This is a genomic window from Chryseobacterium lineare (genome assembly GCF_977014045.1).
Window position 1 is genome coordinate 3,502,368 of the sequence record NZ_CDRNIQ010000001.1, and the last position, 26,383, is coordinate 3,528,750.

Here is a 26,383-nt window from a genome sequence, read left to right on the forward strand (position 1 = left end):
CAAAACCCTCCCGATTAGAAGAGTTTTATTGTGAATTATTTTGAGATCAGAAAATTCCATGCCACATCATGCTTTCGTTTGAGTTTACACAATAAAAAAACACATCCTAGTGTGAGATGTGTTTTTTTTATTGAGAAAGTGAATATGTTATTTTTCCAGCGCTAGTTCCAGAACTTCATTCATCCAGTTTACATAATGAACTTTCAGATTTTTCAGATAATCTTTTTTGATTTCCTCTACATCCTTTCTGTTAGCTTCACAAAGAATGACTTCTTTTATTCCTGCTCTTGTTGCAGCAAGAAGTTTTTCTTTGATTCCGCCCACAGGAAGTACTTTTCCTCTCAGTGTGATTTCGCCGGTCATCGCAAGATGAGGTTTTACTTTTTTATTTTTAAACGAAGAAACCATTGATGTCAGCATGGCAATACCTGCAGACGGACCGTCTTTGGGAGTTGCTCCTTCAGGAACGTGAACGTGGATGTTTTTCTTTTCGATATCATCCTGCGAAATTCCCAGTACATCATGCTTTGCCTTAATATATTCCAGTGCTATGGTTGCTGATTCTTTCATTACTGTTCCCAGATTTCCTGTCATGGTTAGTGCGCCTTTTCCGTTGCTGATAATACTTTCTATGAACAAAATATCTCCACCTACACTTGTCCAGGCAAGACCTGTGACTACTCCGGGAACATCTGTAAGTTCCGACAGGCTTTTAGGCCTTGGCACTCCCAGAATTTCATCGATTTTTTCAATAGAGATTTTTGAGTCATATTCTTTTACCAAAGCAGTTTGAAGGGCAACCCAGCGTGCAATAGCCGCGAGTCTTTTTTCTAAGGTCCTAACACCGCTTTCCGAGGTGTGTGCTTCAATAATGTGCTTAAGCTCATTATTTCCAAGCTTAAACGATTTAGAATCCAGTCCGTTTTCTTCCTGCTGTTTTTTTATTAAATGTCTTTTTGCGATTTCAATTTTTTCTTCCAGCGTATATCCTGCAATCTGAATAATTTCCATTCTGTCCAGCAAAGGTGTCTGAATGGTAGAAAGTGAATTTGCCGTTGCAATAAACATTACCTTCGACAAATCGTATCCCATTTCCAGGAAGTTGTCGTAAAAAGATTTATTTTGTTCAGGGTCAAGTACTTCTAAAAGCGCTGAGCTGGGATCGCCATGCATGCCTTTTCCTACTTTATCAATCTCATCAAGCACAATCACAGGATTAGAGGTCCCGGATTTTTTAATAGATTGCAGAATTCTTCCCGCCATTGCTCCAATATAGGTTTTTCTATGGCCACGGATTTCACTTTCATCATGAAGCCCGCCCAAAGAAACGCGTACATATTTTCTTCCCAAAGCATCGGCAACAGATTTTCCAAGAGAGGTTTTACCGACTCCCGGAGGCCCTACCAAAAGAAGAATCGGAGATTTCATATTGTTTTTAAGCTTTAAAACAGCCATATGTTCCAGAATTCTCTTCTTGATATCTTCCAGTCCGAAATGGGCTTTATCTAAAATTTTCTGAGCTCTTTCGATGTCAAAAGTATCTTTTGTAAAAGTATCCCACGGAAGATCGGTGAAGAAATCCAGATAGTTTCTCTGAACATTATAATCCGGAGAATTGGGATTCTGACGTTGAAGTCTGCTGATCTCTTTCTGAAAGTGCTCTTCCACTTCTTCGCTCCATGATTTTTTTCTTGCTTTTACAACAAGCTCTTCAACGTCGCTTTCAGGACCACCGCCAAGTTCTTCCTGAATGGTTCTTATTTGCTGGTTTAGAAAATATTCTCTCTGCTGCTTATCCAGATCTTTTGAAGTTTTCTGATGAATTTGATTTCTCAATTCCAGCTTTCTGAAATCTTCATGCATCATTTCGTAGCACTTGTTTGCTCTTTCCATCAGGTTTTTTTCCTCAAGAAGTTTCTGCTTTTCGAGCGACGGAAAGTTTGAATTGGTACAGATGAAATTCAACAGATCATCATTATTGTTGATGTTTTTAATAGCAAAATTGGCAGCGTTCGGAATGTTCGGATCCAGCTCAATAATTTTTAAAGCAAGATCTTTTACATTTTCAAGTAAGGCGTCATATTCTTCCTTGTTCTTCGGTTTTGAATCTTTTAATTTTGAAATTTCAGCTTTAAAATAAGGCTGCGTTGAAACAATTTTTTTTACCTTAAATCGGTGAAAACCTTTTGTAATTGCCGTAATATTACCTTCCGGGAGCTTAATGATTTTAATGATCTTCGCTAAAGTTCCTATCTGGTAAATATCTTTTTCGGAGGGTTGCTCCAGATCCGAATTTTTCTGGCTTATAATCCCTATAAAATCGCCGTTTTTCTGAGCTTCCTCAAGAAGCTGTATGGATGCCTTTCTTCCTGCGGTAATAGGAATGACAACATTGGGAAACATCACCATATTTCTTACCGGAAGTATAGGAAATATTTTTTGTCCGGAATTCTTCTCTGTTTCTGAAAGATCAGAAAGATTGATCTCTTCGGCTACAATATCAAATCCTTCGCTTATCATTTCTTCTAAACTTATATCTTCAAATTCTGTCATAGTAAATCGAATGACAAATTGTCATTGCCGTTTTAATTCGTTAACGTAAAATGCTGCAATATATGTTAAAAAGCATATTGCATACGATGTGAGTTTTTATGACACAAGAGCTATGCCATTTGTTTTTTACTAAAAAATACGGTCAAAATTTCCTTTTTTACAAAAATTAAATTTTAAAAATTAAAATAAAGAACTAGGATTTCCGTAATTTCTTAAAAATGTGTATTTTCGCACACTGATAAAAAACTATAATTTATATAATGGCAATTTTAGGACAAATTAGGAGTAAGCCTTGGCTTTTGATGGGAGTAATTGCATTGGCGCTTTTGGCGTTCCTTGTAAACCCGGATAGTATCGATAAGGTTTTTGGTAAAAATCCTGATGTTTTAGGAAAAGTAAATGGTGAGAAAATTACCCGGGAAGAGTTTAATGATCAACTTTTCGTGCTACAGCAGCAGGCGGAACAACAGGGGCAGCCGAAAGCTGGTCTTGAAGAACAGGCCTGGCAGTTGTTGGTACAATCTAAATTGATCAAACAACAATTCGAAAAGCTTGGCTTTGAAATGACAGAAGATTATTTCTGGAATCAACTTCAGTATGATCAGATGTTTGCTCAGCAGAAGCAATTTTTCGATGAAAAAGGTAATTTTAAGACCCAGGAGCTTAAAAAACAGATCGAAGACATGAAGGCTACATCGCCGGAAGGATACAACCAGTGGTTGAAGACCAGAAAATCAATCGAATACCGATTGATGGCGAGACAGGTGTTTGCCAATATTTCTACAGGGATCACAACAGGAAAGAAAGAAGCTGAAGAATTGATGAAGCAAAGAGATCAGCTGGCTGATATCGACTTCGTAAAAATTGATTATGCGACTTATCTTCAGAAAAACAACATTAAAGTTACCACTGAAGATCTGGCAAACTATATCAAGCAGCATCCTGTAATGTTTAAAGCTGAAGAAAGCAGAAATCTTGGAATTGTCTTTTTTCCTTCTCAGCCAAGCGCTGCGGATGATGCGGCGGCACAGAAAGAAATCAATAAACTGTTTTCCGGAGGTACTGATGCGAGTGGAGGTACCGAGAATTTCCAGAATACTAAAAACGATTCTATGTTTGTAATGGCAAATTCTGATATGCCTTACAATCCTCAGTATATGAAGCCTAATCAATTGCCGCAGACTATTCAGGCGCAGATTCCTTCTGCTGCTATCGGACAAACTTTTGGGCCTTACAAAGAACAGAACTTCTATGTAGTTTCTAAACTTTTAGATAAAAAGACTTCAGATTCTACATTATCAAGACATATCCTAATTGCTTTTAAAGGAAGCCCGGCAGGAGAAGGTGTTACAAGATCTAAAGAACAGGCTAAAAAACTTGCAGATTCTATCGGAGCTATTGTAAAAGCCAATCCTGGTAAATTTACAGAATTCCTTAAGCTTTCAAACGATCCAAATTCGGCCGCTCAGGGTGGAAGTTTAGGATGGACGACTCCTGAAACGCCTTTCGTTCCTGAATTCTTAACGTATTTAGCGAACAATCCTAAAGGTGCAACAGGTGTGGTAGAAACTCAGTTCGGATACCATATCATTAATATTGAGGATAAAAAACCAGGAGCAATGAGCTATAAAGTTGCTAACCTTGTAAAAGCAGTTAAGCCTTCAGATGCTACAGAAGCAGATACAGATAAAAAAGCAAGAAGATTTATTCAACAGATTCAGGGGAAATCTTTCAACGATTTCGTGAATATTGCTAAAAAAGGAAATTATCAATTCTCCAATCCAAAACAGGCAAAAAGATTTGACGGTCAGCTTCAAGGTCTAGGAACAGAGAAAGATGGTGAAATTCTGGCTTGGGCTTTTGATAAAAAGAGAGAAAAAGGAGATACTGAATTCTTTACCGTTGATGGAACCGGTGATAAAATTGTGGTTTACTTAAACGGTAAACAGGCAAAAGGTATCGCAGATCCTGAATCTGTAAGAGATCAGATTGAAATTGTCGTAAAAAACAAATTGGCGGCAAAACAGATTTCTGAGAAAATTGGTAAGGCAGGAAACCTTGATCAGATCGCAAAACAATTCGGGACAACCAAGCAATCTGCACAAGTTAATTTATTGAATCCTTCAGTAGCAGGCTCCATGGAACCTAAAGTAGCCGGAGCTGCATTTGGTGTAGCGAAAGGTAAAATCTCTAATCCTGTTGAAGGTGGAACCGGGGTTTATGTTTTGATTAAAAAGAATGAAACAACAAATAAACAACCTGGAGATCTTAAACAGTTCACAGAGTCTGTTACCCAGAGAAATGCAGGTATGTTCGGACAGGCTTGGTTAAAGAGCTTGCAGGATAATGCTGATATCGATGATTACAGAATTGAGATCTGGAACAAATTGGGTTCTCAGCAACAATAAAAAATTATTTTTCAAAAAGATAAAAAAGCGGCAAAGTTTTTGCCGTTTTTTTTGTGTTTAACGCAGAGCAATAGAGAAAAACATTAATTTAAATGTAGTATATTTGCTCATTAGAAAAAAATTAGCAAGTGAAGTTCAGTAAAGAATTAAAAGCTGGTGTGATCGCACTTCTAGCCATAGCTGGCTTTGTGGTGTTATTTCAATTTATGAAAGGCAGAAGCCTTTTTACTACCGATAATATATTTTATGCAAAATATGATAACGTGGAGGGGCTGGCTCAATCTGCACCTGTTTCAATCAACGGATTGAAAGTCGGGCAGGTTGACAAGATTATTCCGCATACCTCCAAAGACGGGAAAATTGATTTTCTTGTAAAAATTACGGTTGATAATAATTTTGAATTTTCTAAGAATTCTACCCTTGAAATTTTTGAACCGGGATTAATGTCCGGAAAAGAAATGAGAATCAACCTTATGTATGGTGGTGTTACTGCCAAGGATGGTGATACATTAAAGGGTGCCTTCAAATTGGGAACATTAGGAAGTCTTTCTTCTCAGGTAGGTCCTGTAAAAGATCAGCTGCAAACTGTTCTTTATAGAGTGGATTCTTTGATGTCTAATGCCAATCAGGTGGTTAATGCACAGAACAGAGAAGAAATCAGATTATTATTGGCTAATCTTAATAAAACGGTGGCTGCTTTACAGACTACTGCAGGTAGTGTGAACAGTCTTGTAGGACACAATGATCCTAAGCTTCAGAAGGTTTTGGATGATGCAAGTCTTACGATGCAAAGTGGAAAAGTTACTTTAGATAAATATGGAAATTTAGCGGAAAGTATCGATACCAAGAAGCTTAATGAGACCATTGCCAATCTTGATGAAACTGTTGGTAAGCTTAACAATGTTGTTGCCGGAATTAATAATGGAGAAGGTAGTTTAGGTAAGCTTATGAAAGATGAGCAGTTGTACAATAACCTGAATTCTGCATCCACAAATCTGAATTCTTTAATCGAGGATGTAAAAGCAAATCCTAAGAGATATGTAAATTTCTCAGTATTTGGGAAAAATAGTAAAGACTAATAAATAATCCATGCAATATATCGCTCATATTATTTTTCTGATTTTATTAGTTGCAGGTTTTGGGCTGTTTGCAAAAAGTCTGCAAAAGATATACAGAAACATCAGATTAGGACGTGAAATAAAGCGCAACGACAGAAAAGGCGAACGTTGGGAAACCATGGCCAGAGTAGCAATGGGCCAAAGTAAAATGACAAAACGTCCTGTAGCAGGAATTTTACACCTTTTCGTATATGTTGGTTTTATCATCATTAATATAGAACTTATTGAAATTGTTGTTGACGGAATTTTCGGGACTCACAGATTCCTGGCAACCATATTTGGAAATACTCTTTACAGCTATTTCACGGCAACACTTGAAGTACTTGCACTTTTAGTGGTTATAGGAGTAGTCGCTTTTTTCATCCGCAGAAATTTTTACGGTGTTAAAAGACTCAACATGAAAGAGCTTTTCGGTTGGCCGAAAGAAGATGCAAACTGGATTCTTATCATTGAATTCGCCTTAATGATGGCCTTCTTTACCATGAATTCGTCAGACTTTATTCTACAGACAAGAGGTTATGACCATTTTGCACAGCTTGGATCTTTTCCTGTAAGTCAGATGACTTTAGTTCCGTTATTTGAAGTTTTCAGCTTTGACAACGGATTTTTATTCGGAATAGAAAGAGCGGCCTGGTGGTTTCACTTTGTAGGAATTTTGTTCTTCATGAATTACCTTTATTATTCTAAGCATTTGCATATTATTTTAGCGTTTCCAAGTACGTGGTATGCAAATCTTGAAAAGAAAGGGAAATTCAATAATCTGGATTCTGTTACCAAAGAAATCAAATTAATGATGGATCCGAATGCAGATCCATACGCTGTTCCGGCTGAAGGTGAAGAAGCTCCTTCAAAATTTGGAGCGGAAGATATTTTTGATTTGAATCAGGTACAGCTGTTAAATGCTTATTCATGTACTGAATGCGGACGCTGTACAGCCGTTTGTCCGGCCAATATTACAGGTAAAAAATTATCTCCGAGATTGATTCTGATGAAAACCAGAGACCGTCTGGAAGAAGTTGGTCGAAACATCGATAAAAACGGAAAATTTGAAGATGACGGGAAAAAACTTCTGAATGATTATATCACAAAAGAAGAATTATGGGCCTGTACTACATGTAATGCATGTACAGAAGCTTGTCCGGTATTGCTTGATCCGCTTTCTATTATTTTCGAAATGAGAAGATTCCTGGTAATGGAACAGTCTGCTGCACCACAGGAACTGAATCTGATGATGACCAATGTAGAAAACAATGCTGCCCCATGGCAGTACAATCAGGCTGACCGTCTGAACTGGGCAAAAGATAATTAATATAACAATGTAAAAATGTAACGATATAACAATCATTGGTAAACTGAATTAAAATGGATTTCAACATAAAAACAATGGCAGAATGTGCTGCCGAAGGAAAATCACCCGAAGTTCTGTTTTGGGTTGGTTGTGCGGGAAGTTTTGATGACCGTGCCAAAAAAATTACGAAAGCATTTTGCAAAATATTAAATAAAATAGGCGTTGAATTCGCTGTTTTAGGGCAGGAAGAAAGTTGTACGGGAGATCCTGCGAAACGGGCGGGAAATGAATTTGTTTTCCAGATGATGGCTTTAACGAATATTGAAGTTCTTAATGCATATGAGGTGAAAAAAATTGTTACCGCCTGTCCGCATTGTTTCAATACACTCAAAAATGAATACCCCGGACTTGGTGGAAATTACGAGGTGATTCATCATACGCAGTTTCTGAGAAATTTAATGGAAGAAGGCAGACTGAAAATTGAAGGAGGTGCTTTCAGCGGTAAGAAAATTACCTTCCATGATCCGTGTTATTTGGGAAGAGCAAATAATGAATACGAAGCACCAAGAGTTTTACTGGAAAAACTTGATGCAGAACTTGTCGAAATGAAGCGCTGCAAATCCAACGGACTTTGTTGCGGTGCCGGGGGCGCTCAGATGTTTAAAGAACCTGAAAAAGGAAATAAAGATATCAATATCGAAAGAACGGAAGAAGCTTTGTCTTTCGAGCCTAAAGTAATTGCTACCGGTTGCCCGTTCTGTAATACAATGATGACGGATGGCGTAAAGCATTTCAATAAAAACCATGAAGTTGAAGTAAAAGATATTGTGGAACTTTTGGCAGAAGCTGAAGATTTATAATCTAAATTTCAAGAATTCCATGAAGTCAAAATGGAAGATTTCCTTTTTCTTTATTGTAATCATTGTTGCTGCGCTTAGCTTTTGGAACTATAAAAACAGAGTCTACGATTGGGATATGCCAGGTTATATCGGGTGTTTATATACCTTAAAATTTCCCGATTCTCCGGATAAAATTCGCAGGCTTACCTATACGGAAATAAAGAAAAAAGCTCCTGAATACGAGTTCAGAGATATTTTAGGAATACTAAAGCCTGCCGACAAAGCCCGACAGGCTTTTGCAAATAATACGCAAGCTTTTATCGAACAATTGCCTTATTTCCAGATCAAAGTTGGCTATAATCTGGCGATTTTACTTCTGTATGAGGTCGGCTTTTCCTCACCGGATTCTGTGACATTATTAAGTGTCTTTTCCTATTTTATTTCCGGGATCATGATCTTTTTTATATTAAAAATCATTTTTCCCGAAAACTATATTCTTGCTGTAATATTGAGTGTAGGAGCACTGCTTTTACCACCAATGACGTATATGTCAAGAGTCGCGACGCCCGATATGTTCATTGTTCAGATTCTTTTGCTGTTCATTATAGGATTATTAAAAAAGTGGAATTCGTGGGTCATGTTTTCAGTTCTTTTTGCCATTACTTTCACAAGACCCGATTATATTCCTTTCACATTAACCTATCTTGCGGCAGCAGGGATTTACAGATATTTCCAAAACAAAAAGCTGGATTTTATTCTGATACTACAGGGAATTATTCTTGTTGTTGTTTATTTTATCATCATAAAACTTTTCCATTATCCTGGTTGGAAGCATCTTTTTTATGATACTTTTATTCACCGGCGTTCATTTATTTCTGCTCCGGCACCAAATTTCGGTTTGAATGAATATCTTCATATCATCTACATAAAAATCATTTATTTTAAAAGGGTAACTGTTGTATCGGTAGGGCTTCTCTGTCTTACTTTTTATTGTTCAAAAGACTTATGGACAAGAATTTGCTCGGTTTTGATATTTGTAAATATTTATATTAAATTTTTCTTTTTTCCACATTCTTCCAGTCTCAGATTTTTCTTTCCTTATATCCTGATGCTCTTAATGATAGCTTTGTATGCACTGAGCAAAAAGTATAATGGTTTCAAACTCAGGAAAATTACGTAATTTTGAACTTTAAAATGTATCAGAAATGAAGATCGAAGAATCAAATATAGTAGAGACAAACGATTACAGAGTTGTTATATATCCTGCATCAAGACCTTTTGAAACAAAGGAGGCAAAAGTAATTACCGAAAAACTTTTTGATTTTCTGGCGACTTGGGCTGCACACGGAAAGCCACTTTCATCATCCTTTAAAATTGAAAAAAATCAATTTATCATCATCTGTGTAGATGAAGAGAAAGAAATGGCTTCAGGTTGTAGTATTGATGCCTTGGGGAAAGTAATGAGGGAAATAGATGAAGAATATCAGCTCGGCCTTTTCGACAGAATGAAAGCCAGTTTTATTGAAAATGGAGAAGTAAAAACCCTGAAACTTATTGATTTTAAATCAAAAATAAAAAGCGGAGAAATTTCCAGAGATATTCAGGTTTTTGATTTTTCAAAAAATACATACCTGGAGTTTTTAGGAAACTTTCTATTGCCTTTCGAAAGAAGCTGGGCTGCTGGGATTAAATAAAAGTTCAGCACAGAATCAATAAAATAAAAAGTGGAGTTTTCCACTTTTTTTGCTTTAGTTATATTTGTTAAAAATTCTGAAATAAAATTCAGTTTAATATCGGATCAAAATGCCTAAAATTCTTTTTTTAACGACCGCACACCGACATGATGATGACAGGATTTTTTATCATCAGGCAAAAGCGTTAAAGGAAGAAGGATATCAAATCAAAATAAGCAGTCTTTCGTCAGAATTTCAGGGAGCAGTTGACGGAATAGAAATAGAATCTTACGCCGTGCTTGAAAAAAGCATTGCAGAAAAAAGAAAAATTCTTGAGGATATATGCGAGGGCTATATGCCGGATGTTGTCATCTGTTCGGAACCCTTAGCTGTTATTTCAGCAAAGAAAATCAAAAGAAGGAAGAAAGTAAGCATTATCTACGATATTACAGAATGGTATCCTTCGATGAGAATGGTTGAGCAATTTTCTTTTCCTCTCAATATTATCCATGCGGTAAAATTCTTTCTTATTCAGTTGTATGCAGGTTTTATAAGTACACATTATATTATTGGGGAAAATACCAAAAAATTTCCGCTGGCTTATTTTTTTCCGTTTAAAAAGTCTGTCATTTTACCTTATTATCCCGATGATATTTATATTCATCAAAATATCAAAACATTAAAGCCCGGTGAAATAACACTTTGCTATACCGGTCAGTTTTCCGAAGAAAAAGGGATTGGTAATTTTTTTGCAGCAATAGACTGTTTAAGAAAAAAAAGTCCTGAGCTTAAGATATCAATTCTTTTGATTGGTGGCTCCCGAAAAGAAAAAGATGAAAAATATTTCTCTGGGCTACTCAGAAAGTATCAGTTTGAAAATGTCAGAATAGAAAAACCGACATCTTTTGAAACTTTTACTGAATCTTATGCAGATGTCGATATCTGTTTTGATCTCAGGATATTAAATTATGAAAATCATCACTGTCTTCCGATCAAAATATTTTATTATGCAGCTTCCGGAAAACCGGTAATTTATACTGATTTAAAAGCAACTCGACAACATGTCGATGTTTCACAATTTGGATTTCTTGTTGATCCTCAAGACTCGTACAGCATTTCAGATATGATTTTGAGATACATTGAAAATCCACAATTGTATTCTGAGCATGCACACAACGCAAGAAAAGAATATGAAACCAAGTACAACTGGAATGTGATCAGAAATTCTTTTCTAAACTTCGTACGAAAATCATTAGAATAACATGAAGCAAAACACAATTTTAAAAACTTTTGTTTCAAGATTTTTAATTCTGATATTAAATTTCGGACTGGTAATCTATTCTACCAACATGTGGGGAAGCGGTGGGAAAGGGGAAATATCGATTATTATTGCAGACCTTACAATCATCAGTTTTTTTGGGAATATTTTTGTGGGAAGCAGTATGAGCTATTTCGCAAAAAAATTCAAAATAGAGGAGATACTGCCTTTCGCATATATTTGGGCAATTCTTACGGGGGTTTTTATTCCTGTTCTTTTCAGTTTCAGTCACAATGCAGAATATTCTTATTACCTTATTTCGCTCTGCGTCATGTCTTCACTTCTGACCGCCAATATAAATCTGTTTGTCGGGCAGCAGAATATCAGAATGTTCAATTTATATACGATTCTACAGCAGGTTGTTCATATTTTATTTATTATAATCATTGTTTATGTCATTAAAATTACTTCCGTTAATGCTTATTTCATTGCTCAGATAAGCTGTTTTGCTTTGTTGTTTATCATCAGCACCGTTCAGGTTACCAGGCATGTGCATTTCAATACATTTTCCTTTCCTAAAAAAATTGGGAAACAACTGTTCAATTATGGTTGGAAAACACAGCTCAGCGCATTTCTGCAATTTCTGAACAACAGATTATCATTTTATTTCCTTGAATATTTTAAAGGAATAGTAAGTGTCGGTATATTTTCCGTCGGAATTGCTTTTTCCGAAGCGATATGGACCGTTAGCCGCAGCCTTTCTGTCGTGCTTTATGCAGATGTGGTCAATAATACCAATTCCAACGATGCTATTGAAAAAACGAAGATCTCGCTGCGTATCGGCTTTCTGATTACTTTATTATTTATTCTCATCATGTTGCTGATTCCTGCGGATATGTATGCTTTTATTTTTGGAAAAGATTTTAGCCAGACCAAAGAAATTGTTCTGTTTCTTTCTCCCGGAATACTGGCTATTGCCGTAAGCAATATCATCGGATATTATTTTGCAGGAATCAATAAACTAAGAATATTAAATGTAAAATCACTGATCGGGCTTATTTTTACCATCATTTCTTCATTTTATATCATACCGAGATGGGGAATTCACGGAGCTTGTATGGTGAGTTCTATTTCCTATTGCCTGTCATCAGGATTGCTGTTCTGGCGGTTTTATCAGATCACAGAATTTCGTGTGCAGGATTTTATTCTTTCCAGAACAGAGATTAATCTTTTATGGAGAAAAGTTCTGAGAAAATAATGTGTTCAATAATCCTGAATCTCAAAATAAATCAGAAGAAAAATTAAAAATAAGTTTTTATCTTTGCTGAACATGAAGAATATTTTTTTCGGAGTTTTGGTTGTTTTTTTTGCCTTTCAGAGCTGCAGTACAGGTGATGATGAGTTGCAGAGAGTTGACCAGATCTTAAATATTTATATGAAAAACAAAGCAGGGCGAGATCTTTTCCATCAAAAGAAAGACCTCACCTATTTTACCTATTCATTTAATGATGTAAACGGAGTGGCAGATCTTGCACCCGTAAGCAGCACTTTGAAAGCAACTACAGACTCTACACTTTTTATAGAATATATTGCCGGAGCAAAAAGAGTAGGCATTGATACTTTAAATGCTGAAAACAAAACATACCAATCCCGGATTACCGTTTCTCTCATCAAGAGGTTAAACAATACTATTCTGGACACGATCAACGAAGATCTGAAGATCGAATACAGAATGACTCCTTCGGTATTTGAAGTCTCGAAAGTGTATTATAACGATACTTTAAGATTCTCAAAACAGGAGGGTTCCCCGAATGTAGTTACAATCGTAAAATAATTTATACATTTGCAAAACTGTTGACATTCTGATGTTCAACATTCTAATAACTAACATCTAAATAAAATGTTACAAGTCAATTTTTTGCGCGACAACAAAGAGCGCGTTTTAGAAGGTCTTAAAAAAAGACAATTCAGGAATCTTGAGTTGGTAGACGAGGCTATTGCTACTGACGACGAAAGAAAAAGAATTCAGTTTGAATTGGATTCCCAGCTTTCTGAGAGCAACAAAATTTCCAAAGAAATCGGGCTTCTGATGAAAGAAGGAAAAAGAGAAGAAGCCGAATCTGCAAAATCTAAAACTGCACAGCTTAAAGAGTCGACATCAGAATTGAAATCCCAATTAGATGTAAAAGAAAAAGAACTTATTAATATTCTATATCAGCTTCCGAATATTCCTCACGAGAAGGTAAAAAGAGGAGCTTCTGCGGATGATAACGAAATTATCTATCAGTCTCATGATGTAGAAGGTCTTGGGGATGGAGCAATTCCTCATTGGGAACTGGCAAAAAAATACAACCTTATTGATTTTGAATTAGGGGTAAAAATTGCAGGAGCAGGTTTCCCTGTTTATCTTGGAAAAGGAGCGAGACTGCAGAGAGCTTTGGTTCAGTATTTCCTCGATAAAAACGTTGAGAAAGGATACATGGAAGTGAATCCTCCTCACGTGGTGAACGAAGCTTCAGGATATGGAACGGGCCAGCTGCCGGATAAAGAAGGCCAGATGTATTTTATCAATGAAGATAATCTTTATCTGATTCCTACAGCCGAAGTGCCTGTTACAAACCTTTATCGTGATGTTTTGCTTGAAGAAAAAGATTTACCGATTAAGAACACAGCATTTTCCCAATGCTATAGGAGAGAAGCAGGAAGTTATGGCGCTCATGTAAGAGGTCTTAACCGTCTTCATCAATTCGAGAAAGTAGAAATTGTAAGAATTGAAAAGCCTGAAAATTCTTATGCAGTGTTGGAAGAAATGGTAGAGCACATCAAAGAAATTTTGAGTGAGCTGGAATTACCTTACAGAGTCTTGAGACTTTGCGGCGGTGATACCGGTTTTGCTTCTGCAATGACCTATGATTTTGAAGTATGGAGTGCGGCTCAGGAGATGTGGCTGGAGGTAAGCTCAGTTTCCAATTTTGAAACGTTCCAGGCTAACCGATTGAAATGCCGTTACAAAACAGACGGAAAATCTCAATTGGTTCATACGTTGAACGGTTCTGCGATGGCTTTGCCAAGAATAATGGCGGCTTTGCTTGAGAACAATCAGACCGAAGAAGGGATCAGGCTTCCAAAGAAGATCGCTGAATATGCGAGATTTGATGTGATCAATTAAGAAGAGACTATTCAATTAAATAACAAAACCACTGTCTAAAGCAGTGGTTTTGTTTTTAATATTTATTACAAATTTTCCAATTACTTGCAATAGCCGAATTATTCCTTAATAAATTTAGTTGAAGTTGAGCTTCCGGTTTTATCAATCGTCTGCAAAATGTAATTTCCTTTTGCTAAGCTTGATACATTAACCTGTGGATTTTTAAGTGAATTTTTTTGAGAATAAACTTTTTGTCCGACTAAATTAAAAATATTTAATTCCACAATATCGTTAGCCGATTTTACAAAAAGCTGATCTTTTACAGGATTAGGATAAACCGTTGTGCTGCCATCTATTTCAACTGACTTTACTCCTAACACACTTCCTGCGTTGATTTTTACATAAGAAAAGTTTCCTTGTAATACACTGCCTGTGCTGGCCCAGCAAGCGGTAAAAAGAGTGCCATATCCCGATGTACTTGTTCCAACAGCATCAATAGAAGTTGTAGTCCCGTTGCTTCCGGTATGGCGCACCTCTATTACAAGGTTGGTACCTGTGTATAAATAAGGCGTGTTAAAGTTTATATTAAAAGTGAAATTTCCATTGTTGGAAACCGAACCTGCTGGTACTAAAAGGCTTCCAGCGCGTACCTGTGTTTGTGTTCCTACTACGTTTGCCGAAAAGTTAAGCTGTCTGTTGACAGGATCCACACCATTACTCAAATAAATCTGATAGTCAGGAAATGTAGTGTCAGCAATTGGCCATGCTGCGGTAGCTGAAGTTGGAAGTCTGAATGATATCGACGTTATATACTGTCCGGATAAAGCAGTTAGTTGAGAATCATCAATAATCATCTGGTAAGTTCTGGTAGAATTAGCAAATGGTCCTGTAAATGCTCCCGCTATGGCTAAATTAGGAACCGTAACTGTAGTTTGAGATTTCATGGATGAAAACATCAGGATCATACTTAATGTAAGTGCATGAAAAGCAATTTTTCGAGAAGGATACAATGGTAATTGATATCCGGATTTTCGAAAATCAGAAATAGATAGTTTTGTTAACATATTATAAGTTTTTATTATAGGATAAAGGTATGAAAATGATTTTATAATAAAATGCTATTTAAAGAGATTATTTTATAGCATTTTTGTTTTTATTAGTAAATTTTTAATAGAAATATTTCGTATGAATTATATTATTCCCTTTTTCTTCTGTCGGGAAAGTTTCTTACGAGGTTACGACAAGGTTTCCCGCTTTCCGGAAAGTTTGTCGCAAGGGTGCAACAGCCTTTCCCGGTTACCGGAAAACTCGCTGCAGGGTGCAGGAAGGTTTCTGGCTTCCCGGAAAGTTTACCGTAGGGTGCAGGAAGCTTTCCGGAAACATTTGCTTTAGCTTTAATGATAATGCATAATGCGATTGTTAATGATAAACTGAAAACCCTTCGAATAATTGTTCGAAGGGTTTGTATGATTTTAAATTTAACTTAAAATTTAATGGCAGTTTGTATTGCTGTGGCTGTGTGTGCTGTGATCTCCCGGCAAATGACAGTCGCCCCGATTTTCTTTAGAAATTGTCATCGCTTCTGCTCTTGGGGAAATGTAGGGTATTCCCAATTCCAGGCCTCTTACGATAAACAGGCCGCCTAAAATAATCATCACTAAAGGAATCACTTTTAAAACTTTCACCCTAAAGGCCTGGCTCATAAGATTGCCAACCAAAACTACTGCAAACATGAAGGGTAGCGTTCCCAAACCGAACAGCGCCATATATAAAGCTCCCTGCCATATTCCACCGCTGGCAAGGCTTGCCGTTAAAGCCATATATACCATGCCACAGGGTAAAAACCCGTTCAGCAGGCCGGTAGTGAATCGTGAGCGGTAATCTGCCTTCTGAAGCAACCTTCCCAAATTTGATTTAACCTTAAATAAAAATCGTGAAAAGAACGGTACTTTCGAAGCGAAATCTTTACCTCCGAAAGAAAATATAGCCATAATAATCAGAAGTATTCCCACCGCAATCGTAAGGTATTTCTGAATTCCTGCCATCTCAAAGCCTTCACCAATAATTCCCAGGATAGCTCCTAAAATAGAGTAGGTGAAAATTCTTCCGAACTGGTAAGTAAGATTCTGCAGGTAATAATTGGTCGCCTGTTTTTTGGTCAGTCCCATCGACAGGGCAATTGGTCCGCACATTCCGACACAGTGAAAGCCGGAAGCAAACCCCAACCCGATGGCCGATATTATCAGTGCTATTTCCATATCACATCATAATCCATTCGATAGTCTGTTTTGTCTTTGGTCCAGTTTAATCTTAATGTATAATTTCCCACCTTTAGTACCTGACCGGGAATTAAAAAAGATTTGCTGGCATCAAGCTGTACAGATTTGCGTATATCTAAATTCTGATCGTCGGTTCTGTTTAAAACAAATTTTACCGTTGTATTGGAATTGTCATAATCTTTCGGGAAAGTAATTTTAATCCCGGATTTATCCTGACTGTAAACCGGTTTTTCCTGCAGCTCATCGGCTCTTTTCTTGGCATCGATAACGTCCTGATACTTCAGCTCCTCTTCATAATAATTATCAGTTACCATTTCAGAATTCTTCTGCCCGTTCGGGAAGAGAAACAACATGGATAGAATAAAGATCATGAAAGCTGCTAATGCGATTACAACACCGTGTCCCCAACTGAATTTTTTCATTTCTCGGAATTATATATGGTTTAAGAAACCTCAATCACACGGGATTTTTCCTGATCGACTGCGGTTTCTGAAAATTAAAATTGTAATTTGAATGGTCCTTCAAAATAAGTCTGATAAGAGTCGACCAGTTTACCTTTCATATCATACACCCCAATGGTGATATTTTGCTTGGAAAGATTCATTTCACTTTCCGGGAAGCTGATATTGATAGTTCCTTTGGAAATCTTATCGCGGTCTACGGTGATCTTGCTGGATGCACTGTAAATTACTTCTCCGTGTTTCGGTTCAATTACTTTTACAGTTACGACTTTCTTTTCATTGGTTTTATTCAGGAAAGTATAATTGTAGGTATTGGTAATTTTTCCATCTCTTACAAAGAATGTACTTCCTGCGGGTTTAATGAACTTAGCTTCCATTTCACCTCTGTTATAAAGAAGATATCCTAGAAAGGCTGTCAAGAGTACAAGAATTAAGGCAAAGCCTTTCATTCTTCCCGTAAATTTGAATTTGGTTTCCTTCTCTATTTCGTTCTCTGTAGCATATCGGATAAGGCCTTTTGGAAGACCGACTTTTTCCATCACTTCATCACAGGCATCAATACATGCGGTGCAGTTGACACACTCAAGCTGCTGGCCATCTCTGATGTCAATTCCTGTAGGGCATACAACCACACACTGATGACAGTCTATACAATCGCCTTTTCCGGCAGCTTTTCTGTCTTCGCCTTTTCTCCATTTCGCTCTGTTTTCACCTCTTTTAAAATCGTAGAAAACATTCACGGTATCTTTATCGATCAGTACGCCCTGTAATCTTCCGTAAGGGCATACCAGCGTACAAACCTGCTCTCTGAACCATGCAAATACAAAGTAAAATGCTGCCGTAAGCAAGATCATTACAATGAAATTTGTAGGATGGGCAAACGGTCCTTCAGAAACGATTTTTAAAACCTCTTCATATCCCACAATATACATGAACATAAAGTGGGTGATAACCAGCGAAATGATAATGTAGATTGTCCATTTAAGGCTTCTTTTCCAGATTTTCTCTGTATTCCATTCCTGACGGTCAAGTTTCATCTGCTTATTTCGGTCTCCTTCAATCGCATATTCTATTTTACGGAAAATCATTTCAAGGAAAATTGTCTGAGGGCATATCCAACCGCAGAAAATTCTACCGAAAGCAATCGTAAATACAATAATGAATATAAGAGACGCAATAGCTCCAAGCGTAAGGATGAAGAAATCCTGAGGATAGAAAGGCTGTCCGAAAATGAAGAACTCTCGATCAATTACATTAAACAAGATAAGAGGGTTGCCATTAATTTTAATAAATGGTACCGAAAAATAAATCAATAATAAAATACAGCTTACAAGATATCTATAGTTGGTGTATTTTCCTCTAGGCTTTCTGGGATATACCCATTTCCTTTTACCGGACTGATCCATCGTGCCTATAGAATCTCTGTAAGTCTCAGGGTCCAGAACCTGTCCCTGTCCGCCACGTGCTTCTATTTCTTCTATGTCTGACATTTGTAATAATATTTAAAAAAGAAAAAACATAATTCGTTACTATTTTTTAATGTAATAACAAATTATGTTTTTTCATATGTTTCTAATTTTTAAATTAAATTATTCTTTTTCCCAATGCGCTTCAGTTCCCTGAGGAGCGGCACCACCCTGAGCAGGTGTCACCGGCGGTAATTCCTGGTTGATATGATACACATACGCTGCAATTTTTTCAATTTCAGCTCCTGATACTTCACCATTCTTACCGAAAGCTCTCATCGCAGGATTGGTAGGCGAACCGTTCCAGTCCATATGGAATACATTTTTGAATAATGTTTTCTCAGGCTGATTGATCCAGAAATTATCTGTAAGGTTCGGCCCGATACCACCACTACCGTCTTCCTTGTGACAAGATGCGCAGTTTGTTTTAAAGAGTTCTTTACCTTCTGCAATATTATCCGCCGAATATTTTGCCGTTTCAATAGTTACAGGAGGCTGTGTTTTCTGATATTCTTCAATACTGGCCAACTGCTCCTTATATTCCTGTTCATATTCATTGATAGGATGTGCAAAATTGGTAAACGAGAATGCTGCTACATATACAATACAAAAAGCAGTCCCAAAGTAGAATAGACCTAACCACCATTTTGGTAATTGATTGTCCAATTCCATGATACCGTCGAAACCATGGTCAATAAGGATATCTTTCTCTTCAGCAGCAGATTGTTTTTTAAATGCGGCATTATATAATCTTGTAAAGTAAGGTACTTTCTTCTCTGCAAGATAGGCTGCTTTCTCTTCAGGAGATAATCTTTTGAATTTATTGTTCTCAATAAGATCTCCGATAGCATTGTGAATGTATGCTAAAATACCAGCAATGATTACAGTTCCCCAGAAATAAGGTGAACCCAGGAACTCATAGCTTTGTACAAACAGATAATAAAAAACTATTAAAAGTCCGATTATGATTAAGATGTTTATAAAAACCGGTGTTCTTTGTTTCATAATAAATAGATTAATTTTTTAAATTAAAATCATCATCCTGATCGTCACTCAGAGGAGCTTCTTCTTCTTCTTTATAATATTTTTTAGGCTTGCTAAAAACATAGATTACCAGAGCTACGAAGAACAGCATAAAGAAAATCAGAGCCAGAGTCTGGTAAAAACCAGCGTTATCGGTATTGGATAATATGTCTTTAAAGTTCTGAGGTATCATGATGGGAACGTTTTAATGTTAGTTATTACTTGCTGTTTTAATTTCAGTTGTTTTGATATCCGTTCCTAACCTCTGAAGGTACGAGATAAGAGCTACAATCTCTTTTTTCTCCAATTCTCCTTTAGGTCTTTTTGCGTAAGCGTCTTTAAGATCGGCTGCTTCTGAGAATATATCTCTTACAATTTTAGAAGCCTGGTTGTCTGCCCATGAATTGGCAGAATCAATTTCTGACTTAGTGTAAGGTACTTCAAATGCACTCTTCATCAGCTTCATTTTATCAACCATTTTAGATCTGTCTAAGTTGGTGGCGATCAGCCAAGGATAACGAGGCATGATAGAACCTGCAGAGGTAGATCTTGGGTTGTACATATGTTTGTAGTGCCAAGAACTTGGGTTTTTACCACCTTCTCTGTGCAAATCCGGCCCTGTTCTTTTTGATCCCCAAAGGAACGGTCTGTCATATACGAATTCTCCGGCTTTGGAATACTGTCCGTTTTTACCGTTGAACCTTACAATCTCATCTCTGAATGGTCTTACCATCTGTGAGTGACATGCATTACATCCTTCTCTGATATAAATATCCCTACCTTCCAGTTCCAGCGGAGAATAAGGTTTTACTGCTGAGATAGTTGGTACACTTTTCTTAAGGGATAATGTAGGAATAATTTCCACCATACTACCGATTGAGATCGTCAACAAGGATAGAATACCCATCAATACAGGAGTTCTTTCCAGCCAAAGGTGAGTTCCTTCTCCTTCTTTACGTTTTGCATTAATGTTTGCCAAAGCCGGAGCTTCTGCAGGAACATCTTTCTGGAATGATCCTTTTCTTACTGTAGCAATAAGGTTTACCACCATTAAAAGAGCTCCTGAAAGGTATAATAATCCTCCGAAGAATCTCATTTTAAAGTAAGGGATAATTGCCGTTACCGTATCCAGCCAGTTTTTCCAAACCAAGGTTCCGTCCGGGTTGAACTGTTTCCACATTAATCCTTGTGTGAAACCTGAAATATACATTGGAACTGCATAGAAAATAATTCCTAATGTCCCCAACCAGAAATGCCAGTTAGCAAGCTTCGTTGAGTATAATTTCGTTCTCCACATGATCGGGATCAGATAGTAAATAACACCGAATGCCATGAAACCATTCCATCCCAAAGCTCCTAAGTGTACGTGACCGATTACCCAGTCTGTAAAGTGACCGATTTTGTTAATATTTTTAGTTGCCAAAAGTGGCCCTTCAAATGTTGCCATACCATAACAAGTAACGGCTACAACGAAGAATTTTAATATCGGATTTTCTCTTACTTTATCCCAAGCCCCTCTTAGTGTCAAAAGACCATTCAACATACCTCCCCAAGATGGTGCGATAAGCATGATAGAGAAACCTGTTCCTACTGCCTGTGCCCAAGCAGGTAAAGCAGTATATTGAAGGTGGTGAGGACCAGCCCAGATATAAACGAAAATTAATGACCAGAAGTGAATAATAGACAGTTTATAAGAGAAAACCGGTCTGTCAGCAGCTTTTGGTAAGAAATAATACATCAATCCTAAAACCGGAGTTGTCAGTACGAATGCAACCGCATTGTGACCGTACCACCACTGAACGATAGCGTCTTTTACTCCCGCGTACGCTGAATAAGATTTCCAGCCTGTGAAAGATAAAGGAACCTCAAGGTTATTGAAAATATGAAGCATTGCTACAGCAATCCAGGTTCCGATGTAAAACCAGATCGCTACATATAAATGTCTTACTCTTCTTTTAGCAATGGTTAGGAACATATTTGCCCCGAAGATTACCCATGAAATGGTAATTAAAATATCAATTGGCCATTCGTGTTCTGCGTATTCTTTAGAAGTGTTAATTCCCATAAAGAATGTAACATAAGTCACTAAGATCATGATCTGCCATGTCCAGAAATGGATCCATGACAAGGTGTCACTGTACATTCTCGTTTTCAACAGTCGTTGTAGAGAGTAATATACTCCTACATATACGACATTCATTACGAATGCAAAAATAACGGTGCTTGTGTGCAGCATCCTGATTCTTCCGAATCCAAATGCACCATGTGTGTTTATCAAGCCCTGTATACCACCACCTAAACTATTAATGGTTGTATCATCCGTTCCGAAAAAGAATTCCGGAAGCTCAGGGTAGAAAAGCATTAATGCAGCTGTAAGCCCAAACAAGAACCCTATGATCCCGAAAACTACGGTCGCATAAAGGAATGCCCGGACAATACTGTTGTCATAACTAAACTTTTGTGTTTCCATATCAACTATTCACTTTTTTCTTCAATTTTTTTACTTTCTCCTTTTTCATCGTCTTCTTTGTTGCCAGGTTCTTCTTTTTCCCTGATTTCATCAGAGTCAAAAAGAATTCTTACAGCCGGAGATTCGTCATCTTCAAACTGTCCTTTTCTGGCGTACACTATAAACACGACCAGGAAAACGGCAGCCAAAGAAACGCTGCACAGGATCATTAAATATAGAATATCCATTAGACAACAAAATTAACCTATTTTCGGGGTTCAAATTTAGTGAAAAATAATGACATTCGTCACGAAATACGGCGTTCCGCTAATTTAAAATCAGTCTAAATAAGGGCGTTTACGCGTGATTTTTGAAATATTTTCTTCCCAGGATCCAGGTCGAAAGTGTTGTGAATGAAACAACCGTGATAGAACTTGCCGGCATGATCAAAGCTGCGAAAAGGGGGTGCATGTGTCCTGTAACTGCGTAACTTAAACCTACAACATTGTAAAGAAAACTGATTATAAATGTCATTTTCACAATCGTCATGGAGCCTTTGCATACATTCAGGTATTTGTCAAGGTGTACCACTTTTTCGCCATTCATGATGACGTCAGAAGAAGGGGTGAAGCTGTTGGTGTCGTCCGCAATTGCTATACCTACGTTACTTTGCTTCAAAGCTCCGGCGTCATTTAATCCGTCTCCTAACATTGCTACTTTAAAGTTTTGATCCTGAAGGTTTTTGATATAATTCAGTTTGTCTTCCGGATTTTGGTTAAATGCCATGCCTTTGTATGCGGGAATTAGTTCCTTAAGCTGATTTTCTTCTGAAGAATTGTCACCACTTAATATGAAAACGTTGTAGTCGGTAAGCTTTTTAAACAAATTTTTAAGATTTTCGCGGTATTCATTTTTAAAAATAAATTTCCCTAAAAACTCATTGTTTTTGCTGATATAGACTGCAGTCTCAAGATTTTTGGATTCCTGATTGTTATATTTTGCAGAACCGATTTTATAGATATTTCCTCTTACGCTTGCCTCGTAACCTTTTCCGGAAATTTCCTGGAATTTTTCAACAGGATAGTAATCGTCATTTAATTCGATAAAATCGTAGAGGGATTTTGAAAGCGGGTGATTAGAGTTCTTTAATAAAGCTTTAATATTCAGTAAATCAAACTCTTTGATCTCTGATCCCTCGTATTTGATATTCGATTTTTTTCTGTGAGTAATCGTTCCTGTCTTATCGAAAACAATAGTGTCCAGTTTGGCAATTTTTTCTATGGTTAAAGTATCTTTTACGTAGAATTTATTTCGTCCTAAAATCCTCATAATGTGACCGAAAGTGAAAGGTGCCGACAGTGCAAGCGCGCATGGACAAGCAATGATTAAGATAGCGGAAATGACCTGAAACATTTTATCTAAATCAATAAAATACCAGTAAATTCCTGAAATCAGAGCAATGCCTAAAATAATGAATGTGAAATATTTACTGACGTTGTTCGTTAAGGTGTCGAGTCCTGTCTCGTGTTTTTTAAAGGCTTCTTTATTCCAAAGCTGGGTTAAATAACTTTGGTCAACGTTCTTAATAACTTCCAGTTCAAGAGAAGATCCGATCTGTTTTCCGCCTGCAAAGATCTTATCACCGGGCTGTTTGCTGATTGTGGCGCTTTCACCGGTAATAAAGCTGTTGTCTATATTTCCTTCACCATTAATCAGAATGGCATCAACCGGAATGATTTCCTGGTTTCTCACTAAAATACGGTCACCTATTTTAATTTCCGAAAGGAGAATATTATCCTGTTTTCCTTCAAAATCAACCTTTGTAACCGCAATAGGATAAAAAGACTTGTAATCCCTGTCGTACGACAGGGCATTATAGGTTCTCTTCTGGAAAATTTTACCTAAAAGCATAAAGAACAGAAGTCCGCATAATGTATCGAAATAGCCGGGTCCGTAATCTGTAGCAACCTCATAAAGGCTGCGTCCGAAAAGGACAATGATCCCTAAAACGATAGGAACGTCAATATTTACGATCTTATTTTTTAAACCATACCACGCTGATTTGTAATAATCCGAAGCCGAATAAACGACAACAGGAATAGCGAGCAGACACATCAAAGCCCGGAAGAGTCCTTTGTAATGTTCCATCCAGTAATCTTCGCCGCCGATATATTCTGGGAAAGCCAGGAACATTCCGTTTCCGAAAGCAAAAGCTGCGATCGCAAATTTCACCAATAAAGACTTGTCTAGATGTTCAACGTTTTTATCTGCTGTCTCAAGACTGATCACGGGTTTGTAGCCTAAATTGGTAAGAAAATTGGCTAATTCACTTAATTTTAAATCATTATGATTGAATGAGATCTGTAAAGTCTTTCTGGTAAAATTAACTTGGGAATAATTAATATTTTTGTTTAAAGTATGTAAACTTTCCAATAACCAAATGCATGAAGAGCAATGGATTACTGGAATTTTGAAAGTTACCAGGCTGGTGTTTCCTTCGGAGAAGTCTGTTACTTTCTCAAAAATTTCGGGAGTATCAAGATAATCAAATTGTGATAAGCTTTCGTCCGGACGGATTCCGGCCCGCTTGTTTAGTTCGTAAAAGTTACTTAAATTATTGGTGTTCAGTATTTCATAGACCGATTTGCATCCGTTGCAACAGAAAGTCTTCTCATCAAATAAAATTCTTTCTTTTTCGATACCTTGACCACAATGAAAACAGTTTTCGCTCACCTCCATAAATTATTGAACTACAAAATTATAACAATTTTTTTTGTTTATCGAGTTAAAAAGTTCTATTTTTGTGATAAATGTCATATAAAATGTCGCAGGAACAACAGATTGCAATCGAAGACAGGTTCGCCAGAGTTTTTAATGATAAATCATTTAAGGAAAGACTTTCCAGTTCTGATTTTGAAAAATACATCAATGCTAAAAAGAAACTGAGCTTCCAGAAGCATGATACGATTTTTGAAGACGGCGAAAGTCCAAAAGGAGTATTCGTTCTTGAAAAAGGGGCTGCAAAGCTTTCAAAATCCGGGGCGTTTGGGAAAGACCAGATCTTAAGATTTATCAAAGAAGGTGATATCATCGGTTACCGTTCTTTACTTTGCGGAGAAAATTTCCAGGCAAAGGCTGAAGCCATGACTGACATCGAGGCGACTTTTCTGCCGGCGGATGTATTCATGTATCTTCTTGAAGTAGATCCTCAATTATCTTTTGTAATGCTTCAGAAAATTTCTTATGAATTGGGAGAATCTTCCAATACCATTACTTTCCTTGCGCAGAAAACAGTAAGAGAAAGACTCGCGGAAATCCTGTTGCTTTTGGAACAGAAATTAGGGGTCGATCCGGAAGGGTTCATCAAAATCTCTTTAACGAGAGAAGAGATTGCCAACATCATCGGGACGGCAACGGAAAGCGCTATCCGTCTCATTTCCGAATTTAAGGGAGATAATCTCATTGAAGTAGACGGAAGAAATATCAAAATTCTCAACCACGACAAATTAATGAAACTAGGTCACGTAGTTTTATAAAATCATACAAACTTCAAGTCGGCCCAGCGCCGACTTTTTAACGTTTAAAATAGATACAATTATGTCTGTTCATTCTGAAATTAAGAAAGTTACCACTGAAACCTTGCGCAAAATGAAATTTGACAAGGAAAAAATAACGATGCTTACGGCATATGATTATACCACTGCGAAAATGGTGGATGCAGGAGGAATTGATGCGGTTTTGATCGGTGATTCTGCAGCTAATGTAATGGCGGGTTTTGAAACTACTCTGCCTATTACTTTAGACCAGATGATTTACCATTCTCAAAGTGTGGTCAGAGGAACCGACAGAGCTTTGGTCGTAGCCGATTTACCTTTCGGAACGTACCAGAGTAATCCTGAAAAAGCGCTGGAATCGGCAGTAAGGATGATGAAAGAAGGAGGTGCTCATGCCGTGAAAATTGAAGGCGGAAAGGAAATTTCAAAATCTATTAAAAAAATCATCAACGCCGGAATTCCTGTGATGGGGCATTTGGGATTAACACCGCAGTCCATTTACAAATTCGGAACGTATAAAGTACGCGCAAAAGAAGAAGCTGAAGCAGAAAAGCTAATTGCAGATGCACAACTTTTAGAAGAACTGGGCTGTTTTGCTGTTGTTTTAGAGAAAATCCCGGCAGATCTGGCTAAAAAAGTAACGGAATCTATTTCCATCCCAACTATTGGAATCGGAGCTGGCGCGCACTGTGACGGGCAGGTTTTGGTGTACCACGATATGGTAGGAATGAACAAAGGGTTCAGCCCCAAATTTTTAAGAAGATACCTTGATCTTTATACCGAGATCACCGGAGCTGTTGCTCAATATGTAAAAGATGTAAAAGGTCAGGATTTTCCTAACGAAAGCGAAAGTTATTAATATTCTT

At 37.2% G+C, this 26,383-nt stretch carries 22 protein-coding genes; 12 read left to right on the top strand and 10 right to left on the bottom strand.

Annotation, left to right across the window (positions count from 1 at the left end):
• Nucleotides 1-147: 147 nt before the first annotated feature.
• Entirely contained in the window at nt 148-2,553 is a 2,406-nt protein-coding gene (lon, locus tag ACWNCI_RS15715; protein WP_449389021.1) for an endopeptidase La, read from the bottom strand.
• A 260-nt stretch (nt 2,554-2,813) separates the two neighbouring features.
• Here lon and ACWNCI_RS15720 point away from each other — a divergent pair, with 260 nt between their 5' ends.
• From ACWNCI_RS15720 to serS, 10 genes are all read left to right on the top strand, one after another.
• Complete coding sequence (locus ACWNCI_RS15720; RefSeq protein ID WP_449389022.1) at nt 2,814-4,961, top strand: peptidylprolyl isomerase; 2,148 nt, start codon at nt 2,814-2,816, stop codon at nt 4,959-4,961.
• 128 nt (nt 4,962-5,089) lie between these two features.
• Complete coding sequence (locus tag ACWNCI_RS15725) at nt 5,090-6,040, top strand: MlaD family protein (RefSeq protein WP_346983463.1); 951 nt, start codon at nt 5,090-5,092, stop codon at nt 6,038-6,040.
• Between the two features lie 10 nt (nt 6,041-6,050).
• Nucleotides 6,051-7,388 (top strand): 4Fe-4S dicluster domain-containing protein, encoded by a 1,338-nt coding sequence (locus ACWNCI_RS15730; protein WP_449389023.1) that lies wholly within the window; start codon nt 6,051-6,053, stop codon nt 7,386-7,388.
• Between the two features lie 53 nt (nt 7,389-7,441).
• On the top strand, nt 7,442-8,227 hold the full coding sequence (locus tag ACWNCI_RS15735) for a (Fe-S)-binding protein (protein WP_449389024.1): 786 nt from the start codon (nt 7,442-7,444) through the stop codon (nt 8,225-8,227).
• A 19-nt stretch (nt 8,228-8,246) separates the two neighbouring features.
• Nucleotides 8,247-9,386, top strand: coding sequence for a hypothetical protein (locus ACWNCI_RS15740; protein WP_449389025.1), 1,140 nt, complete (start codon nt 8,247-8,249; stop codon nt 9,384-9,386).
• 25 nt (nt 9,387-9,411) lie between these two features.
• Nucleotides 9,412-9,900 carry a hypothetical protein gene (locus ACWNCI_RS15745; RefSeq protein ID WP_346983459.1) on the top strand — a complete coding sequence of 163 codons (489 nt, stop codon included), beginning with the start codon at nt 9,412-9,414 and terminating at the stop codon, nt 9,898-9,900.
• Nucleotides 9,901-10,009: 109 nt separating this feature from the next.
• Nucleotides 10,010-11,140, top strand: coding sequence for a glycosyltransferase (locus ACWNCI_RS15750; protein ID WP_449389026.1), 1,131 nt, complete (start codon nt 10,010-10,012; stop codon nt 11,138-11,140).
• A gap of 1 nt (nt 11,141) precedes the next feature.
• On the top strand, nt 11,142-12,395 hold the full coding sequence (locus ACWNCI_RS15755; protein ID WP_449389027.1) for a lipopolysaccharide biosynthesis protein: 1,254 nt from the start codon (nt 11,142-11,144) through the stop codon (nt 12,393-12,395).
• Between the two features lie 72 nt (nt 12,396-12,467).
• A complete protein-coding gene (locus tag ACWNCI_RS15760; protein ID WP_449389028.1) occupies nt 12,468-12,971 on the top strand; it encodes a hypothetical protein in 504 nt (167 codons plus the stop codon).
• Nucleotides 12,972-13,037: 66 nt separating this feature from the next.
• Nucleotides 13,038-14,306, top strand: coding sequence for a serine--tRNA ligase (gene serS, locus ACWNCI_RS15765; RefSeq protein WP_449389029.1), 1,269 nt, complete (start codon nt 13,038-13,040; stop codon nt 14,304-14,306).
• A 98-nt stretch (nt 14,307-14,404) separates the two neighbouring features.
• On the opposite strand, the gene ACWNCI_RS15770 is transcribed toward serS, so the two are convergent.
• From ACWNCI_RS15770 to ACWNCI_RS15810, 9 genes are all read right to left on the bottom strand, one after another.
• On the bottom strand, nt 14,405-15,349 hold the full coding sequence (locus tag ACWNCI_RS15770) for a T9SS type A sorting domain-containing protein (RefSeq protein ID WP_449389030.1): 945 nt from the start codon (nt 15,347-15,349) through the stop codon (nt 14,405-14,407).
• A gap of 426 nt (nt 15,350-15,775) precedes the next feature.
• The gene (locus ACWNCI_RS15775) at nt 15,776-16,543 is read right to left on the bottom strand and encodes a sulfite exporter TauE/SafE family protein (protein WP_449389031.1); all 768 of its coding nucleotides are present in this window, start codon (nt 16,541-16,543) and stop codon (nt 15,776-15,778) included.
• The gene (locus ACWNCI_RS15780) at nt 16,534-16,986 is read right to left on the bottom strand and encodes a FixH family protein (RefSeq protein WP_346983453.1); all 453 of its coding nucleotides are present in this window, start codon (nt 16,984-16,986) and stop codon (nt 16,534-16,536) included. Before ACWNCI_RS15780 ends, ACWNCI_RS15775 begins: the two co-directional genes overlap by 10 nt.
• Nucleotides 16,987-17,060: 74 nt before the next feature.
• Nucleotides 17,061-18,515, bottom strand: a complete 1,455-nt coding sequence (gene ccoG, locus ACWNCI_RS15785) for a cytochrome c oxidase accessory protein CcoG (protein WP_346983452.1) — start codon at nt 18,513-18,515, stop codon at nt 17,061-17,063.
• A 99-nt stretch (nt 18,516-18,614) separates the two neighbouring features.
• Entirely contained in the window at nt 18,615-19,496 is an 882-nt protein-coding gene (locus tag ACWNCI_RS15790; RefSeq protein WP_449389032.1) for a cbb3-type cytochrome c oxidase N-terminal domain-containing protein, read from the bottom strand.
• A 10-nt stretch (nt 19,497-19,506) separates the two neighbouring features.
• Nucleotides 19,507-19,707 carry a cbb3-type cytochrome oxidase subunit 3 gene (locus tag ACWNCI_RS15795; RefSeq protein ID WP_042720415.1) on the bottom strand — a complete coding sequence of 67 codons (201 nt, stop codon included), beginning with the start codon at nt 19,705-19,707 and terminating at the stop codon, nt 19,507-19,509.
• A gap of 18 nt (nt 19,708-19,725) precedes the next feature.
• Nucleotides 19,726-21,984 (bottom strand): cytochrome-c oxidase, cbb3-type subunit I, encoded by a 2,259-nt coding sequence (gene ccoN, locus ACWNCI_RS15800; protein WP_346983450.1) that lies wholly within the window; start codon nt 21,982-21,984, stop codon nt 19,726-19,728.
• 5 nt (nt 21,985-21,989) lie between these two features.
• Complete coding sequence (ccoS, locus tag ACWNCI_RS15805; RefSeq protein ID WP_346983449.1) at nt 21,990-22,211, bottom strand: cbb3-type cytochrome oxidase assembly protein CcoS; 222 nt, start codon at nt 22,209-22,211, stop codon at nt 21,990-21,992.
• 109 nt (nt 22,212-22,320) lie between these two features.
• Nucleotides 22,321-24,696: a heavy metal translocating P-type ATPase gene (locus tag ACWNCI_RS15810; RefSeq protein ID WP_449389033.1), complete on the bottom strand. Its 2,376-nt coding sequence runs from the start codon at nt 24,694-24,696 to the stop codon at nt 22,321-22,323.
• An 89-nt stretch (nt 24,697-24,785) separates the two neighbouring features.
• Here ACWNCI_RS15810 and ACWNCI_RS15815 point away from each other — a divergent pair, with 89 nt between their 5' ends.
• On the top strand, nt 24,786-25,499 hold the full coding sequence (locus ACWNCI_RS15815) for a Crp/Fnr family transcriptional regulator (RefSeq protein ID WP_042720418.1): 714 nt from the start codon (nt 24,786-24,788) through the stop codon (nt 25,497-25,499).
• 61 nt (nt 25,500-25,560) lie between these two features.
• Complete coding sequence (panB, locus tag ACWNCI_RS15820; protein WP_449389034.1) at nt 25,561-26,376, top strand: 3-methyl-2-oxobutanoate hydroxymethyltransferase; 816 nt, start codon at nt 25,561-25,563, stop codon at nt 26,374-26,376.
• The last annotated feature ends 7 nt before the right edge of the window (nt 26,377-26,383 follow it).

What these genes read in the sequence shown, in the direction of transcription:
- ACWNCI_RS15780 (WP_346983453.1), bottom strand. Translation starts at nt 16,986, where the DNA reads ATGAAAAAATTCAGTTGGGGACACGGTGTTGTAATCGCATTAGCAGCT.
- serS (WP_449389029.1), top strand. Translation starts at nt 13,038, where the DNA reads ATGTTACAAGTCAATTTTTTGCGCGACAACAAAGAGCGCGTTTTAGAA.
- ACWNCI_RS15755 (WP_449389027.1), top strand. Translation starts at nt 11,142, where the DNA reads ATGAAGCAAAACACAATTTTAAAAACTTTTGTTTCAAGATTTTTAATT.
- ACWNCI_RS15745 (WP_346983459.1), top strand. Translation starts at nt 9,412, where the DNA reads ATGAAGATCGAAGAATCAAATATAGTAGAGACAAACGATTACAGAGTT.
- ccoN (WP_346983450.1), bottom strand. Translation starts at nt 21,984, where the DNA reads ATGGAAACACAAAAGTTTAGTTATGACAACAGTATTGTCCGGGCATTC.
- ccoS (WP_346983449.1), bottom strand. Translation starts at nt 22,211, where the DNA reads ATGGATATTCTATATTTAATGATCCTGTGCAGCGTTTCTTTGGCTGCC.
- ACWNCI_RS15740 (WP_449389025.1), top strand. Translation starts at nt 8,247, where the DNA reads ATGAAGTCAAAATGGAAGATTTCCTTTTTCTTTATTGTAATCATTGTT.
- ACWNCI_RS15770 (WP_449389030.1), bottom strand. Translation starts at nt 15,349, where the DNA reads ATGTTAACAAAACTATCTATTTCTGATTTTCGAAAATCCGGATATCAA.
- ACWNCI_RS15795 (WP_042720415.1), bottom strand. Translation starts at nt 19,707, where the DNA reads ATGATACCTCAGAACTTTAAAGACATATTATCCAATACCGATAACGCT.
- ACWNCI_RS15790 (WP_449389032.1), bottom strand. Translation starts at nt 19,496, where the DNA reads ATGAAACAAAGAACACCGGTTTTTATAAACATCTTAATCATAATCGGA.
- ACWNCI_RS15775 (WP_449389031.1), bottom strand. Translation starts at nt 16,543, where the DNA reads ATGGAAATAGCACTGATAATATCGGCCATCGGGTTGGGGTTTGCTTCC.
- ACWNCI_RS15720 (WP_449389022.1), top strand. Translation starts at nt 2,814, where the DNA reads ATGGCAATTTTAGGACAAATTAGGAGTAAGCCTTGGCTTTTGATGGGA.
- ACWNCI_RS15750 (WP_449389026.1), top strand. Translation starts at nt 10,010, where the DNA reads ATGCCTAAAATTCTTTTTTTAACGACCGCACACCGACATGATGATGAC.
- ACWNCI_RS15815 (WP_042720418.1), top strand. Translation starts at nt 24,786, where the DNA reads ATGTCGCAGGAACAACAGATTGCAATCGAAGACAGGTTCGCCAGAGTT.
- lon (WP_449389021.1), bottom strand. Translation starts at nt 2,553, where the DNA reads ATGACAGAATTTGAAGATATAAGTTTAGAAGAAATGATAAGCGAAGGA.
- panB (WP_449389034.1), top strand. Translation starts at nt 25,561, where the DNA reads ATGTCTGTTCATTCTGAAATTAAGAAAGTTACCACTGAAACCTTGCGC.
- ACWNCI_RS15735 (WP_449389024.1), top strand. Translation starts at nt 7,442, where the DNA reads ATGGATTTCAACATAAAAACAATGGCAGAATGTGCTGCCGAAGGAAAA.
- ccoG (WP_346983452.1), bottom strand. Translation starts at nt 18,515, where the DNA reads ATGTCAGACATAGAAGAAATAGAAGCACGTGGCGGACAGGGACAGGTT.
- ACWNCI_RS15760 (WP_449389028.1), top strand. Translation starts at nt 12,468, where the DNA reads ATGAAGAATATTTTTTTCGGAGTTTTGGTTGTTTTTTTTGCCTTTCAG.
- ACWNCI_RS15730 (WP_449389023.1), top strand. Translation starts at nt 6,051, where the DNA reads ATGCAATATATCGCTCATATTATTTTTCTGATTTTATTAGTTGCAGGT.